Source organism: Micromonospora sp. NPDC053740, assembly GCF_040677775.1.
In the GTDB taxonomy this organism is placed as follows: domain Bacteria; phylum Actinomycetota; class Actinomycetes; order Mycobacteriales; family Micromonosporaceae; genus Micromonospora; species Micromonospora alfalfae.
On the sequence record NZ_JBFASO010000014.1, the window covers coordinates 55243 to 70149 of the forward strand.

At 71.3% G+C, this 14907-nt stretch carries 13 protein-coding genes and 1 pseudogene; 7 read left to right on the forward strand and 7 right to left on the reverse strand.

The annotated features are described in order from the left end of the window. The first annotated feature begins 61 nt into the window (after positions 1–61). From AB0K35_RS30410 to AB0K35_RS30425, 4 genes are all read left to right on the forward strand, one after another. A complete protein-coding gene (locus AB0K35_RS30410; protein WP_363889776.1) occupies positions 62–1852 on the forward strand; it encodes a 3-hydroxybutyryl-CoA dehydrogenase in 1791 nt (596 codons plus the stop codon). Between the two features lie 22 nt (positions 1853–1874). Then, on the forward strand, positions 1875–2036 hold the full coding sequence (locus tag AB0K35_RS30415) for a hypothetical protein (RefSeq protein WP_238670518.1): 162 nt from the start codon (positions 1875–1877) through the stop codon (positions 2034–2036). Between the two features lie 11 nt (positions 2037–2047). Continuing rightward, positions 2048–2377 carry a hypothetical protein gene (locus tag AB0K35_RS30420; protein ID WP_238670517.1) on the forward strand — a complete coding sequence of 110 codons (330 nt, stop codon included), beginning with the start codon at positions 2048–2050 and terminating at the stop codon, positions 2375–2377. Positions 2378–2560: 183 nt separating this feature from the next. Next, positions 2561–3370: an alpha/beta hydrolase gene (locus AB0K35_RS30425; protein ID WP_238670516.1), complete on the forward strand. Its 810-nt coding sequence runs from the start codon at positions 2561–2563 to the stop codon at positions 3368–3370. 43 nt (positions 3371–3413) lie between these two features. Here the strand turns inward: AB0K35_RS30425 and AB0K35_RS30430 are convergent, their stop codons facing one another. From AB0K35_RS30430 to AB0K35_RS30440, 3 genes and pseudogenes are all read right to left on the reverse strand, one after another. After that, positions 3414–4649, reverse strand: a complete 1236-nt coding sequence (locus AB0K35_RS30430; protein ID WP_363889780.1) for an AI-2E family transporter — start codon at positions 4647–4649, stop codon at positions 3414–3416. A gap of 15 nt (positions 4650–4664) precedes the next feature. After that, entirely contained in the window at positions 4665–4853 is a 189-nt protein-coding gene (locus AB0K35_RS30435; RefSeq protein WP_238670513.1) for a DUF397 domain-containing protein, read from the reverse strand. Then, positions 4844–5044, reverse strand: a pseudogene (locus AB0K35_RS30440) (Scr1 family TA system antitoxin-like transcriptional regulator); the annotation flags it as partial. The gene AB0K35_RS30435 and the pseudogene AB0K35_RS30440, both read right to left, overlap by 10 nt. A 369-nt stretch (positions 5045–5413) precedes the next feature. Between AB0K35_RS30440 and AB0K35_RS30445 the strand changes: the two are divergent. Beyond that, positions 5414–6388 (forward strand): hypothetical protein, encoded by a 975-nt coding sequence (locus AB0K35_RS30445; RefSeq protein ID WP_363889782.1) that lies wholly within the window; start codon positions 5414–5416, stop codon positions 6386–6388. Positions 6389–6460: 72 nt separating this feature from the next. Here AB0K35_RS30445 and AB0K35_RS30450 read toward each other — a convergent pair whose 3' ends face one another. The 4 genes from AB0K35_RS30450 to mce form a co-directional block, all read right to left on the reverse strand. Beyond that, the gene (locus AB0K35_RS30450; protein WP_363889784.1) at positions 6461–8551 is read right to left on the reverse strand and encodes a hypothetical protein; all 2091 of its coding nucleotides are present in this window, start codon (positions 8549–8551) and stop codon (positions 6461–6463) included. A gap of 177 nt (positions 8552–8728) precedes the next feature. Next, positions 8729–9994: a DivIVA domain-containing protein gene (locus AB0K35_RS30455; RefSeq protein ID WP_091405818.1), complete on the reverse strand. Its 1266-nt coding sequence runs from the start codon at positions 9992–9994 to the stop codon at positions 8729–8731. A gap of 360 nt (positions 9995–10354) precedes the next feature. Further along, positions 10355–11710: a crotonyl-CoA carboxylase/reductase gene (ccrA, locus tag AB0K35_RS30460; RefSeq protein WP_363889955.1), complete on the reverse strand. Its 1356-nt coding sequence runs from the start codon at positions 11708–11710 to the stop codon at positions 10355–10357. Between the two features lie 360 nt (positions 11711–12070). Next, complete coding sequence (gene mce, locus AB0K35_RS30465) at positions 12071–12547, reverse strand: methylmalonyl-CoA epimerase (RefSeq protein WP_112621592.1); 477 nt, start codon at positions 12545–12547, stop codon at positions 12071–12073. A gap of 62 nt (positions 12548–12609) precedes the next feature. On the opposite strand from mce, the gene AB0K35_RS30470 reads away from it, so the two are divergent. Then, positions 12610–13809, forward strand: coding sequence for an acetyl-CoA C-acetyltransferase (locus AB0K35_RS30470; RefSeq protein WP_357281833.1), 1200 nt, complete (start codon positions 12610–12612; stop codon positions 13807–13809). A gap of 55 nt (positions 13810–13864) precedes the next feature. After that, the gene (meaB, locus tag AB0K35_RS30475; RefSeq protein WP_357366904.1) at positions 13865–14866 is read left to right on the forward strand and encodes a methylmalonyl Co-A mutase-associated GTPase MeaB; all 1002 of its coding nucleotides are present in this window, start codon (positions 13865–13867) and stop codon (positions 14864–14866) included. Positions 14867–14907: the final 41 nt, after the last annotated feature.

Genomic DNA, 14907 nt, shown 5'->3' on the forward strand with positions numbered 1-14907 from the left:
CTCGCGCGCATAACCTTAGCGGCCGTTCAGTGGCCGTGTGGAGTCTCTGGGGAGGCCGGTCGTGGCGCGCGAGTTCAGCACCGTTGGTGTGGTGGGGCTGGGCACCATGGGTGCCGGCATCGTCGAAGTCTTCGCCCGCAACGGCATCGACGTGGTGGCAGTGGAAATCTCCGCGCCGGCGCTGGAACGCGGCCGGGCCACCCTGAAGGGCTCCACCGACCGGGCAGTCGCCAAGGGCAAGCTCGCCGAGGCGGACCGCGACGCCCTGCACGAGCGGGTGCACTTCGCGGTCGGGCTGGACGCGCTGCACTCCGTCGACCTGGTCATCGAGGCGGTGCCCGAGCACCTGGACCTCAAGCAGCGGATCTTCGCCGAGCTGGACCGGGTCTGCCGACCGGAGACGATCCTCGCCACAAACACCTCGTCGTTGAGCGTCACCGAGATCTCCGTCGCCACCAGCCGACCCAACCAGGTGATCGGCATCCACTTCTTCAACCCGGCCCCGGTGATGAAGCTTGTCGAGGTGGTCCGCACTGTCGTCACCGCACCCGAGGTGGTCGCCGACGTGGAGGCGCTCTGCGCCCGCCTCGGCAAGGTCGACGTCACCATCAACGACCGGGCCGGCTTCATCGCCAACGCGCTGCTCTTCGGCTACCTCAACCACGCGGTCGGCATGTTCGAGTCGCACTACGCGACCCGGGAGGACATCGACGCCGCAATGAAGCTCGGCTGCGGCCTGCCGATGGGCCCGCTGGCGTTGATGGACCTGATCGGCCTGGACACCGCGTACGAGATCCTGGACACCATGTACCGGCGCGGCGGGCGGGACCGCCGCCACGCCCCCGTGCCGCTGCTCAAGCAGATGGTCACGGCAGGGCTGCTCGGCCGGAAGTCGGGTCGGGGCTTCTACACCTACGAGCGGCCCGGCTCCCCGGTGGTCGTACCGGATGAGACGACGCCGCTGGCCACGGACGTCGCGCTCGCCGACGGCGCTCGCGCCATCGCGAAGGTCGGCGTGGTCGGCTCCGGAACCATGGCCACCGGGATCATCGAGGTCTTCGCGAAGGCCGGCTACGAGGTCGTCTCGGTGACCCGCGGCATGGAGAAGTCCGCGAAGGTCTGCGAGGCGGTGAAGACCTCGCTCAACAAGGGTGTGGTGCGCGGCAAGCTCGCCGAGGCCGACCGGGACGCCGCCCTGGGGCGGATCAGCTGGTCCGCCACGCTCGACCACCTCGCCGACGTCGACCTCGTGGTCGAGGCGGTCGTCGAGGAGTTGAGCGTCAAGAAGGCCCTCTTCGCCAGCCTCGACGAGATCTGCAAGCCGGGTGTGTTGCTCGCCACCACCACCTCGTCGCTGCCGGTGATCGACGTGGCCATGGCCACCCAGCGGCCGGCCGACGTGGTCGGGCTGCACTTCTTCAACCCGGCCCCGGTCATGCCGTTGGTCGAGGTCGTCCGCACCATCCGCACCTCCCCGGAGGCCACCGCCACCGCCCGCGCCGTCTGCGCCGCGCTCGGCAAGACCGGCGTGGTCTGCGGCGACCGGTCCGGCTTCATCGTCAACGCGCTGCTCTTCCCGTACCTGAACGACGCGGTGAAGATGCTGGAGGCCAGCTACTCGACGGCCGACGACATCGACCACGCAATGAAGCTGGGCTGCGGCTACCCGATGGGCCCGTTCGAGCTGCTCGACGTGGTCGGGTTGGACGTCTCCCTGGCCATCCAGCGCGAGCTGTACCTGGAACTGCGCGAGCCGGGCTTCGCGCCAGCGCCGCTGCTGGAGCACCTGGTCACCGCCGGCTACCTGGGCCGCAAGACCCGCCGCGGCTTCCGCGACCACTCGCACCGCTGACCGGTGTCAACAGTGGGCGTCGGTGACGGCGTCTGAGTGGCACGTACTCGGCATTCCGAACACCCTGCTGTCCATGGGGCACGAGAACCGCTGGGAACGGTCGCCCACGGACGCGGAGGTCAGCACCGTCATCGGCGGGCTCCGGGTCGCCGACGACCTTGGCGAGCCGGCCAGCTGGAAGTGACCGTAACCTTGGTGACTGTGAGCCCCCGTCGCAACCGCCCTCGCCGGGACGAGAACGCCAACCTGGACGCCGACCGGGTCCGCCAGGGCGTCGCCTCGGTGCAGCAGTGGACCGACGGCGCCTGGCAGGTACGCGGCATCGGCGCGGGCGCGTCGGTCAAGACGTACCGCTGCCCCGGGTGTAACCAGGAGATCCGACCGGGGGTGGCGCACCTGGTGGCCTGGCCGGCGGACGGCCTGGGTGACCTGACCGACCGGCGGCACTGGCACAGCGGCTGCTGGCGGGCCCGGGACCGACGCGGGCCGGCGGTGCAGCGTGGCAGGGGTTCCCCGCGCTACTGACCTGCCCCGGGCGCTGCGGCGCTGGACTGGGCCGACCCGTCCGGGGCGCTGTCGCGTCAGGGCTGGGCCGACCTGCCGGGGCGCTGCCGAGTCAGGGCTGGGCCGACCCGTCCGGTAGCGACCTGGGTCACCCTGTTCGTGCCTGGGCGGGCGGCGGCGGCGACTTCGCGACAGACTTGGGCGGTGAGCACAGCGATCCGCGCGTCGTCGATCCTGCCCGGCCGCCGGGAGAACATCGAGCTGCACACCGCCGACGGTCTGCGGCTGGTCGGTGAGCTGGCCCTGCCGGCCGACCGGCCGCCGGTGGCCACCTTGGTCTGCCTGCACCCGCTACCGACCCACGGCGGAATGATGGACAGCCACGTGTTCCGCAAGGCGGCCTGGCGGCTGCCCGCGCTGGCCGACCTGGCGGTGCTGCGGTTCAACACCAGGGGCACCAGCAGCGTGCGCGGCACCAGCGAGGGAGCCTTCGACGGCGCGGTGGGCGAGCGGTACGACGTGGCCGCCGCCATCGAGTACGCGGAGTTCGCCGAGCTGCCCAACATCTGGCTCGTCGGCTGGTCGTTCGGCACCGACCTGGCGCTGAAGTACGGCTGCGACCCGGCGATCGCCGGGGCGATCCTGCTCTCCCCGCCGCTACGCTTCTCCGCCCCCGAAGACTTGGCCACCTGGGCCGACTCGGGTCGGCCGCTGGTGGCGCTGGTGCCGGAGTTCGACGACTACCTGCGCCCCACCGAGGCGCGGGAGCGGTTCGCCGCCGTGCCACAGGCAGAGGTGGTCGGTGTGCCGGGCGCCAAACACCTCTGGGTGGGCGACGCGGAGACGGTGCTCGACGAGATCGTCCGGCGGGTCAACCCAGCCGTCGAGGTGCCGCTTCCGACAACCTGGGACGGCCCGATGGAGGCCGGCGACGTCAGCGCGTACGCCGACCGGACGGTGGCCGCCTTCGCCGACACCCCCGTCCCCGGCCCGGCCGCCACCAAGGCGGACTGACCCACCGGTCCGCGGTCCGGCCGCCGGTCAGGCGGGCTGACGCTCAGCGGCGCTCCTGGCGGGGCAGCACCACCTCGCGCAGGATCAGTTGCAGCGCGGCCACAGTGGGGATGGCGATCAACGCGCCCACCACACCCAGCAGCGCCACCCCGAGCAGCGCGGCCAGCAGGGCAGCCACCTCGTTGACCTCCACCGAACGCCGCATCACCTTCGGGTAGATGAGGTAGTTCTCCACCTGCTGATAGATGAGGAAGAAGACCGCGCAGGCGATGCCGGTGGGCAGGTCGGCGGCGAACCCGACCAAACTCACGATCACCGCGCCCAGGGTCGCGCCGATCTGCGGGATCAGGTCGGTCACCGCGACCACCACGGCCAGCGCGAACGGGTACGGCAGGTCGACGATCAGCGCGAAGACGAAGGTGGTCGCGCCGGCCAGCACCGCGATGCTCAGCGCGCCGACCATGTACGAGCCCACCTTGGCCAGGATCTCGTCGCCGATCAGCTGCACCCGCTGCCGCCGCGACCGGGGCACCAACGAGTAGCCCAGCGAGCGCAGCTTGTCGAAGTACGCCAGGAAGTAGATGGTCAGCACCAGCACGGTCAGCGTCCGGAACACCGTGCCGAAGATCAGTTGTGCGCCGCCCAGCACCCCGCCGAGCGCCCGTCCGACAGTCTCCGCGTTGGCAGCGCCCTGCACCCGTTCCACCACGTCGTACCGCTCCACCAGGTCGTTGACCGTCGGGTTGCGGCGCAACTCGTCGAGCAGGCTCGGGATCTGGTCGATGAACTGCCCCGACTGGGTGACGATCGGCGGAACCAGCGCCACCACGCCGCCGCAGAGCAGCAGCACCACCGTCAGGGCGACCGCCGCCACCGCCAGGCCGTGCGGCACACCCCAGCGGCCCAGTCGGACCACCGCCGGGTTGAGGCCGACCGCGAGGAAAAGCGCGATCACCACCAGCACGAGGATGCCGCCGGCATTGCGAATGCCCAGATAGAGGGTGTACGCCAGCAGCACTCCCAGCGCACCGGTGAAGCCGATCAGAAAGCTGCTGCGGCGCAGCGGCCGCCCCGGTGTGCCGAACTTCCCGGACGGGACCGCCGGCGGCTCATCCGGGTCGACCCCCGGGACGGGAACCGGTACCGGCGGTGGCGTCTCCACCGGCGGTACCGGCTGTGCCTCCGCCCGTGGTGGCGTTCCCGCCGGCTGTGGGGTTTCCGCTGGCGGGGGAGCGGGGGTCACGTCCGGCTCGTCGCCGGAGGGGTCGTGCTGTGGCACCAGGAACCTCCCGGCTCAGGCCGTCGGACGACGGGCGACGGCCACGAACGCCCGCCACGCGGCAGGCGCGAACACCAGGACCGGGCCGGCCGGGTCCTTGCTGTCCCGCACCCCCACGACCCCGGGCAGGTTGTCCGCCACCTCGACGCACCCTCCGTTGCCGCTACGGCTGGATGTGCGACAGAGCGTGCCGGTCAGGTCCATGAGGTCACAACTTCCTTCATCAGTTCGATCGACTGGCGGCGGGACAACGCACCGTTTCTGATCATGTTCCAACGCGCCAGCAGCGTAGCCACCTCATGGTCGCCATCGACCACGAGACCGTCAATCTGATGCTCCATGTGCCCCACCCAATCACCGCCGGCCCCTCGGGCCAGATTGAACGGCCCGGAAAGTCTGCGCGCCACGGCCTTGCGGGCCATGGCCCACGGCCCTGCGGGGCACGGCCTTGCGGGCCGGTGGCTCTGCGGGCCGGTGGCCCTGCGGGCCCATGGCCCTGCAGGCCCATGGCTCTGCGGGCCTGCTGCCCATGGCCGCGGACGCCGCACACTCCGCTGCAACCCATGGTGCTGCCGGGCCGACGGCCGACCGCGGCCCTGCGCCGACCCCCCGGCCGCTGGAAGGCGGAGTTCGACTTGCACCCCCCACACCCCGACCTCGACTCTGCCGAATCCGCGCAGATCTTGGACAGTTTCCGTTAGGACGTGACGGAAACTGTCCAAGATCTGGTGGTGGGAGGGCGCTCAACGGCGAAAGCTGTCCGGATGCTGCCCGCCGATGACGCCGACGCACTCGACTGGCTCGCCTTCGAGCAGGCGGGAGTGCTGACGACCGCGCAGGTCGCCGGTTTGCTCAGCGAGGGGCGGGTGCGGGGTCGGATTCGCTCCGGTCGGTGGCGGTCGGTCTGCCGCGGGATCCTGCTGGCCGGCAACGGCCGACTCACCCGCGACCAACAGCTCTGGGTGGCGGTGCTGGCGGCCGGGCCGGGGGCGGTGCTGGCCGGGGTGTCCGCCGCCGCCGAAGCCGGGGTACGGGGACTGCGACGCGAACCGCTGCACGTGCTGGTGCCGGCGGCCCGACGTGCCGCGCGGGCCACCCTGCGTCGACTTCCGATCGACATGCCCGCCGTCCTGGTCCACCGCACGGCGGTCCTCCCCGAGGCCCATCTCCAACGTGCCCGCCCACCGCGTACCACTACGGCGCGGGCCCTGGTGGACGCGGCGGGCTGGGCGGCCGGCGTGGACGAGGCGCAGTCGGTGCTGGCCGCCGGTTGCCAGCAACGCCGGGTGCTGCCCGAGGAGTTGCAGGCGGTGCTCGACGTCCTCCCTCGGGCGCCCCGTCGGCGGCTGATCGGGCAGACCATCAGCGACATCGCGGGCGGCACACAGGCGCTCTCGGAGATCGACTTCCTGCGGCTGTGCCGCAGACACCGGCTGCCCGCCCCTGACCTGCAGGAGCACCGGGTCGACGCGGCCGGCCGGAACCGCTGGCTGGATGCGTACTGGCGGGAGTGGCGGGTGCAGGTGGAGATCGACGGCGCGCACCACATGGACGCCAAGCAGTGGGCTGCCGACATGCGTCGGCAGAACGACGTCTGGACCAGCGGAGACCGGATTCTGCGTTTCCCGGCCTGGTTGGTCCGCGCTCGCCCGGACGAGGTCGCTGACAGCGTCCGCCGCGCCCTCATCGCGGCCGGCTGGACCCCCAGCGCGCCCCTACGCCACGCGGCGCAAAAGTGAATCTTGGACACTTTCCGTCAGCCGCTGACGGAAAGTGTCCAAGATTTCGAAGCTTCGACTGGCGGGTGCCCGTCACTCCTTCTCGATGGTGACCTTGCTGGGCTTGGCGCTGCGCTCGTCGGTGGTCGGCTTGGTGGGTCGCTTGCCGTTCTCACCGGTGCTAGTGATCTTGGTGGGTTTGGCGCCCCGGCCACCCTCGCCCGGAACGGCGGCCACTGTCGGCTCACCGTCCACCCCGGCGCTCGCCGTGCCACCGTCCACGGTGGTCACCGGCTCGCCGACCGGCCGCGTCGTGGACTGCCCGGACTCCTCCGCACCGGCGTTCACCGGCTGCCTGGTGTCGGCGGGCTCCGTCTTCAGCCCGCCGCCCGTACCCGACCCGGAGGCCGCGCCGGCGGCAACGCTCACGCCGTCGTCCCCACCACCGGGCACGCCTTCGTTCGCGCTGGCGTCTCCGGCCGGCGCGGTCGGGCCGTCGATCGGACCGGCGACACTCTGCAACCGCAGCTCGGACATCTGGCGCTGGAGCTCGTCGGACTCCTGCCGGGCCTTCCAGGTCTCCTGCCGCAGATCCGCCAGCTGCTGCTGAGCCTGGGCGATCTCCAACATCACCTGGGCCAACTGCTGACGGCCCGCCGCCGACTCCTGCTGGGTCGCCGCCAGGTGCTGCTGGGTGGTGGCCAGGTGCTGCTGCGTGGTGGCCGCGTACTCCTCGAACTGCCGTCGGGACGCCGCGACATGCTCGTCGGCCTTGCGGCGCTTGTCGCTGGCCTCGGCCTCGGCCTGGCTCAGCAGCTCGGCGGCCTCCGCCTCGGACCGCTGGCGCAGCGCCGCCGCGTCCTGCTCGGCCGCCTGACGGACGCCGGCCGCGCCCTGCTCGATCTCGTTCTTGCGAGCCGTGTACTCGGTCTCCAGCTCGTTCTTCCGGGTGGAGTATTCGGTCTCCAGCTCGTCGCGGCGGGTGGTGAACCCGGCCTCCAGCTCCTGCTGACGGCTGGCGACCCCGGCCTCCAGCTCCTGCTGGCGCGTCGCGTGGTGCTTGTCCAGCTCGTCGCGGCGCTTGGCGAACTCCTGCTCGGCCGCAGACTGTCGCTGCGCCAACTCCCGGTCGGCCGCCTCCCGACGGGAGTTGACCTCCTGCTCCACCCCTGCCCGCCACGCGCCCAGCTCCTGCTGGGTCTGCGCCCGGGTGTGCTGCACGTACGCCTCGGTCTCGGTGCGCATGCGCTGCACGTACGCCTCGGTGTCGGCGCGGCTGCGCTTCGCCGACTCGGTGGCCTGCGTCGTCAGCCGCTCGGCCTCCTGCTGCGCCTTGGCGCGGGTGGCCCGACCGGCCATCGACGCGTCGTCGATGATCTGCTTGGCCTCCTGCTGGGCCTTGGCGTGGGTGGCCCGCCCGGCTTCGGTAGCGGTGTCGGTGAGCCGCTTGGCCTCCTGGAGGGCCTTGGCATGCACCTCCTTGGCGGCATCGCGCAGATCGCTCGCCTCCTGCCGGGCGTTGACCAGCGTCTCGCGGGCCGTCTCGCGCAGCTTGGTGGCTTCCTGCTGGGCCCGGGTGTGGATCTCCTTGGCCGAATCCCGCAGCTGGGTGGCCTCCTGCTGGGCCTTCGCCAGAGCGTCCTGCGCGGCCTTGCGCAACTGCGCCGACTCGTCCTTGGCCGACCGCAGGGCCGCGTCCGCCTCGGCCCGCTGCGCGGCGCTGTGCCGCTCCTCCTCCGCGCGTCGGGCAGCGAGGGCGATCTCAAAGTCCTTCAGAGCCCGCGCTGCCTGCTCGCGCGCCTCCTCGATGATGTGCTCGGCGGCGGCACGACGAGCCTCGATCTCCCCGTTCGCGTCCCCGAGGATCTCCTCGGCCTGCTCCTCGGCGAGAGTGAGGATCGACTCGACCCGCGGGCCGAGATGCCGGAACGACGCCCGGTCGACCACGTTCATCTGCTTGCGCACCTGGGTCAGGTCGCGCTGGAGAACCTCGACCTGGCCGGCGAGCTTGTGGATCTGTGTGTACGCCTGTTCCCGTTCGGAGGCGAGGGTCGCGATCTCGTGCTCAGCACGTGCGACATAACGGTCGACCTGCTTCTTCTCGTACCCCCGCAGAGCGGACTCGAAGCTGGGCTCCGTCGTCACGTCCCCGCCGAGAGCGAACAGTTCCTCGCCGTGCGACATGCCCCCATCCTCACACGCAACGGGCCCGGCTGGGGCGATACGGACGGGCCTTGTGGGAGCTACTTCACTCCGTTGCCGCCAACGGATACCAGGGGTTAGGAAACGCATACGGCGCGAGGTGGCACCGGTTACCCGGTGTCACCTCGCGCCGTCGATGCCCCGACCTGACGCCTCGCGTCAGCCGGCGGTCTCCGCGGGCACCCGCTCCTGACCACCATCGGTCTTCTTGGCTGCTTCCGGCTTGGCGGCCGGAGCGGCCTGCGCCGGCATTCCCGGAACGATGCCGGCGAGGCCGGAGAGCATCTGACCCAGCTGCGAGGTGACAGCGTCCTTCTGCCGGGTGAGGTCCTCGACCTCGCGGCGGGCGGCCTGCGTGGTCAGCTCCGCCTCGGTGCGAGCCTCGGTGAGCAGGCGCTGCGACTCGGCCTTCGCCTCGTTGAGGGTCTTCTCCGAGTGGGCCTTGGCCTTGTCGACCGTCTCGGCGGCGTTGCGCTCCGACTCGACCCGACGCGCCTCTGCGCGCTGCTCGATTTCCTTGGCCCGCTCCTGCGCGGCCCGGGCACGCTGCTCGGCCTCGCTGACCATCTTCTGGGTCTGCGCGACCTGGGCGGCGTGCCGCTCGGACTCCTCGCGCTCGGCCTTCTCCCGCCGCTCGGCCAACTGGAGCTCCAGGGCCTGCAGGTCCTTGTCGCGCTTGTCCCGCGCATCGGTGAGCAGCTTGGTCGCCTCGGCGCGCTTCTCCTCAGCCTCGCGGGCGGCCTTCGCCCGCTGCTGGGTGATCTCCCGCTCGGCGGTGGCCCGCAGGGTGGCGACCTCCCGCTCGACTGTCGACTTCAGCTCGGCCACCTCGTGCGCGGTGACAGTACGCAGCTGCTTGGTCTCCCGGTCGGCGTCGGCGCGCAGCGTGTCGGCCTCGCGGCGAGCCTGCACCCGGACCTCGGCGGCCTCGCGCTCGGCGGCCGTGCGCAGGTTGCCCGCCTCGCGCTCGGCGCTCGCCTTCATGGCGGCGGCCTCGGCGCGGGCCTTGTCGGTGATCTCGCGGGCCTCGAGGCGGGCGGCGGAGAGGATGCCCTCCGACTCGCGCTTGGCCTCGTTGCGGTGGTCGTTGGCCTGCTCCTCGGCGAGCCGGAGGATCTGCTCAACGCGCGTGCCGAGCCCGGAGAGGGTGGGTCGGCTGTTCTCTTCGAGCTGCTTGTTCGTGTCGGTGAGCTTCTGCTCCAGCGCACTCATGCGCTGCTCGGCCTGGCGGAGCCGACGCTGGGCGTCGTTCATCCGCTGCTCGGCCTCGGCACGGGCCTGCTCGGACTGGGTCAGCGCGGCGGTCATCCGGCCGAGGAAGTCGTCGACCTGATGGGTGTTGTATCCGCGCAGGCCAACGGTGAAATCTGGCTGCGAGTTCGCGTTATCGAAGAACGCGAGAGGGGAGGACTGCTGCTGGGGCATTGGGACATACTGGCAGACGCCCCAGGGTGCTTCGCAAGAGCGGTGCGAAGCTTTCGTGCCCTCTTTACATGGTCAACTCCCGCGATCGGCGAGGTGGGACCAATCGGCGATCTTGGCAGGTCCCGGCGGGTCGGACGCCACGCAGCGTGACGCGGAAAAGGGCCCCGGGGTTACCCCGAGGCCCTTTGTTCGATCCGGGTGGCTTATCCGCTAATGGGGGCGGAAGAACAATGAGCGATCAGCGCAATGGTCATCCGGCGTTCCACCGTCCGGCCGGGACCCGCCTCGGCGCCCCGGAGCCCGGTCAGTGCCCCCGGGAGCCGGCGGTGCCGCTCAGTGACGCCGGGCCGGCGGTGCCGGTCAGTGACCCCGGAACCGGTTGATCGCGTCCTCGTGCCGGGCCCGCAACTCTCCGTCGCGTACGCCCAGCCCGTCGGTGGGTGCGAGGCAGCGCACGCCGACTTTGCCCTGGTGGGCGTTGCGGTGCACCTCGTACGCGGCCTGGCCGGTCTGCTCCAGCGGGTAGGTGCGCGACACCGTCGGGTGCACCTTACCGAGCGCCACCAGGCGGTTGGCCTGCCACGCCTCGTGGTAGTTGGCGAAGTGGCTGCCGACGATCCGCTTGAGGTGCATCCACAGGTAGCGGTTGTCGTACTGGTGCAGGAAGCCGCTGGTGGAGGCGCAGGTGACGATGGTCCCACCGCGCCGGGCCACGTAGACGCTGGCGCCGAACGTCTCCCGGCCCGGGTGCTCGAACACGATGTCCGGGTCTTCGCCGCTGGTCAGCTCCCGAATCCGTTCGCCGAAGCGCCGCCACTCGTCCGGGTCCTGGGTCTCCTCGTCCTTCCAGAAGCGGAAGCCCTCAGCGGCGCGGTCGATGACCAGTTCCGCGCCCATCCGGCGGCACAGCTCGGCCTTCTCCGGCGAGGACACCACGCAGACCGGAATCGCGCCGCCGTTGAGCGCCATCTGGGTGGCGTAGCCGCCGAGGCCGCCGGACGCGCCCCAGATCAGCACGACGTCACCCTGCTTCATGTTGGCGCCGTGGTGCGAGACGAGCTGCCGGTACGCGGTGGAGTTGACCAGCCCGGGACTGGCCGCCTCCTCCCAGCTCAGGTGCCGCGGCTTGGGCATCAGCTGGTTGGCCTTGACCACCGCCAGCTCGGCCAGCCCGCCGAAGTTGGTCTCGAAGCCCCAGATCCGCTGTTGCGGGTCGAGCATGGTGTCGTCGTGCCCGGCGGCGTCCTCCAGCTCGACGGAGAGGCAGTGCGCGACCACCTCGTCGCCGGGCGCCCACCGGGTCACGCCGGGGCCGGTGCGCAGCACCACGCCCGCCGCGTCGGAGCCGACCACGTGGTACGGCAGGTCGTGCCGGCGGGTCAGCTCGGAGACCCGGCCGTAGCGCTCCAGGAACTTGAAGGTGGGCAGCGGCTCGAAGATGCTGGTCCACACCGTGTTGTAGTTGATCGCGCTGGCCATCACCGCGACCAGCGCCTCGCCCGGCGCCAGCTCCGGCGTCGGCACCTCCTGCACGTGCAGGGCCTTACGCGGGTCCTTGTCCCGGGTGGCCATGCCGTCGAACATCCGGGCTTCCTCGGCGCGGACCACAACGCCCCGGTAGCTCTCCGGTACGGGCAGCCCGGCGAGGCCGGCGAGTTCGCGGTCCGGATCGTTCGATTCCTCCGCCGCCATGATCGCTTCGAGGATGTCCTGCACGGTGACCTCCGGTTCATCCGCACCCGCACGGGCCCGGGTGCTGCCATCGTCGGCGCCGGTGGGCACGACCGCCATGTCGGCATTCGACACATCCGGCACCGGTCGCGCTCCTGTGGGGCCGGACGTTACTGAACGGTAGCTAGGCCGGGAAGTCCTCTGTGAAAAACTGCATCCGCCGATGCGTGAAGGTGTCCAGCCACCCCGCGAATCGCGCACTGACGTGCGCGCCCACCGGGCTCCCAGGGCGCCACCCCCTGTTGATCAAGAGCTTTCGGTCACCTACGAGGCGCCAGATGACGCAAACCTCTTGATCAACGGGGGCGGCGGCAGGGGGCGGCGGCGGGGGGAGGCGGCAGGGGGTCAGTGGGGGGTGGGGGCGGGTTGGACCAGTTCGACGAGGACGCCGCCGGCGTCCTTGGGGTGGACGAAGTTGATCCGGCTGTCCGCGGTGCCACGTCGGGGAGCGTCGTAGAGGAGGCGCATGCCGCGCTCGCGCAGCGCGGCGCAGGCCGCGTCGATGTCCACCACCGTGTACGCGACCTGCTGCACGCCCGGCCCGTTGCGGTCCAGGAACTTCGCGATCGTCGACTCGGGTGTGAGCGGGGCGAGCAACTGCACGCAGCCACCCTCAGTGGTCGGCCCGACGGCAAGCATCGCTTCCCGTACGCCCTGCTCGGTGTTGGTCTCCACGTGGACGCAGCGCATCCCGAACGTCCGCTGGTAGAAGTCGATAGCGGCGTCCAGGTCCGCCACGGCGATCCCGACGTGGTCAATCTTGCGAAGTCCGATGTCTGTGACGTAGTCCGCACCGGGCTCGACGGGGGAGTTCTCTGCCATGGCGCTAGTCTGGCCGAACAATCGTTAAGGCGTACAGCTCGGCACCCCTCTCGGAGGCAGGCATGGCTTCGGTGATCGTCAGCGGCGCGCGGACCCCGATGGGCCGGCTGCTGGGCAACCTCAAGGACCTTCCGGCCACGAAGCTCGGCGGGATCGCCATCAAGGCGGCGCTGGAGCGTGCCGGCGTCAGCCCGGACCAGGTCCAGTACGTGATCATGGGGCAGGTGTTGCAGGCCGGCACCGGTCAGATCCCGGCTCGGCAGGCGGCGGTCGAGGCCGGCGTGCCGATGTCCGTGCCGGCGCTGACCATCAACAAGGTCTGCCTCTCCGGCCTGGACGCGATCGCCCTGGCCGACCAGCTGATCCGCGCCGGCGAGTTCGACATCGTGGTGGCCGGCGGCATGGAGTCCATGACGAACGCCCCGCACCTGCTGATGGGCCAGCGCACCGGCTACAAGTACGGCGACGTGGTGGTCAAGGACCACATGGCACACGACGGGCTCAGCGACGCCTGGGACTGCTGCTCGATGGGCGAGTCGACAGAGCGGCTCGGCGTCAAGCACGGCATCACGCGTGAGGAGCAGGACGCCTTCGCCGCCGCCAGCCACCAGCGGGCCGCCGCCGCGCAGAAGAACGGCCACTTCGCCGACGAGATCGCCCCGGTGGTCATCCCGCAGCGCAAGGGTGACCCGCTGGTGATCACCGAGGACGAGGGCATCCGTCCGGACACCACTGTCGAGTCGCTGGCCAAGCTGCGCCCGGCCTTCGCCAAGGACGGCACCATCACCGCCGGCAGCTCGTCGCCGATCTCCGACGGGGCCGCCGCGGTGCTCGTGATGAGCAAGGCCAAGGCGAAGGAGCTGGGGCTGACCTGGCTGGCCGAGATCGGTGCGCACGGCAACGTGGCGGGCCCGGACAACTCCCTGCACTCACAGCCGTCCAACGCGATCAACCACGCCCTGAAGAAGGGTGGCCTGAGCGTCGCGGACCTGGACCTCATCGAGATCAACGAGGCGTTCGCGCAGGTCGGCGTCCAGTCCACCCGGGACCTCGGGATCAGCCCGGACAAGGTCAACGTCAACGGCGGCGCAATCGCGCTGGGGCACCCGATCGGCATGTCCGGCGCGCGTCTCGTACTCACCCTCGCCCTGGAGCTGAAGCGGCGCGGCGGTGGCACCGGCGCGGCCGCGCTGTGTGGCGGCGGTGGCCAGGGCGACGCGCTGATCATCCACGTGCCGGGCAAGGCCGAGACCAGCCAGTGAGCACGAGGAGTGAGCCGGTCCTGCGAGCCCCGCAGTCACGGACAGGGATGACGCAGTGAGCGAGGCTGAGCACGTCCCGGCAGCGGGCACCACGTCGGTGCGCCGCAGCCGGGACGTACCGCTGCTGGTCGAGCGGGCCCGCACTGGCGACCCCCGCGCGGTGGCTCGCCTGATCACGTTGGTGGAGAACGGTGACGCGCTGTTGCCGGAGATCGCCGGGGCGCTGGCGCCGTACGCCGGGCAGGCCCAGGTCGTCGGGCTGACCGGTTCACCAGGGGTGGGCAAGTCGACCACCACCAACGAGCTGGTCCGCGCGCTGCGGGCGCGCGGGCACCGGGTGGGCGTGCTGGCGGTCGACCCGTCCAGCCCGTTCACCGGCGGTGCGATCCTCGGTGACCGGGTGCGGATGCAGGACCACGCCACCGATCCGGGCGTCTACATCCGGTCGATGTCCAGCCGGGGGCACCTCGGCGGGCTGGCCGCGGCGACGCCGCAGGCGGTCCGGGTGCTGGAGGGCGCCGGCTGCGACGTGGTGCTGGTGGAGACGGTCGGCGTCGGGCAGGCCGAGGTGGAGGTCGCCTCGCTCGCCGACACGACGTTGGTGCTGCTCGCACCCGGGATGGGCGACGCGATCCAGGCGGTCAAGGCCGGCATCCTGGAGATCGCCGACGTGTTCGTGGTCAACAAGGCGGACCGGGACGGCGTCGACGCCACCGTCCGTGACATCCAGGGCATGATCGCGCTCGGTGAGCGCGGGCCGGGGCAGTGGCGGCCCCAGGTGGTCCGGTCGGTCGCCGCGCGCGGCGAGGGCATCGACGACATCGCCGCCGCCATCGACAAGCACCGGGGCTGGCTGGTCGAGCACGGCGAGCTGCGCCGCCGCCAGGAGACGCGGGCCGCCGCCGAGATCGAGGCGATAGCGCTCGGCACCCTCCGCGCCCGGATCGGCTCACTGCGCGACGGTACGGAGTTGGCCACCCTCGCCGCCAAGGTCGCCGAGGGTGCCACCGACCCGTACACGGCGGCGGACGAGTTGCTCGCCCAGCTCGCGCGCTGACCGGGGAATGCGACGGGGCCGCCGCCGACGACCGGCGACGG

Excerpts from the sequence above, each read along its gene's own strand:
- AB0K35_RS30435 (WP_238670513.1), bottom strand. The coding sequence starts at position 4,853 with ATGGACCTGACCGGCACGCTCTGTCGCACATCCAGCCGTAGCGGCAAC.
- AB0K35_RS30445 (WP_363889782.1), top strand. The coding sequence starts at position 5,414 with ATGCTGCCCGCCGATGACGCCGACGCACTCGACTGGCTCGCCTTCGAG.
- AB0K35_RS30450 (WP_363889784.1), bottom strand. The coding sequence starts at position 8,551 with ATGTCGCACGGCGAGGAACTGTTCGCTCTCGGCGGGGACGTGACGACG.
- AB0K35_RS30455 (WP_091405818.1), bottom strand. The coding sequence starts at position 9,994 with ATGCCCCAGCAGCAGTCCTCCCCTCTCGCGTTCTTCGATAACGCGAAC.
- mce (WP_112621592.1), bottom strand. The coding sequence starts at position 12,547 with ATGGCAGAGAACTCCCCCGTCGAGCCCGGTGCGGACTACGTCACAGAC.
- AB0K35_RS30470 (WP_357281833.1), top strand. The coding sequence starts at position 12,610 with ATGGCTTCGGTGATCGTCAGCGGCGCGCGGACCCCGATGGGCCGGCTG.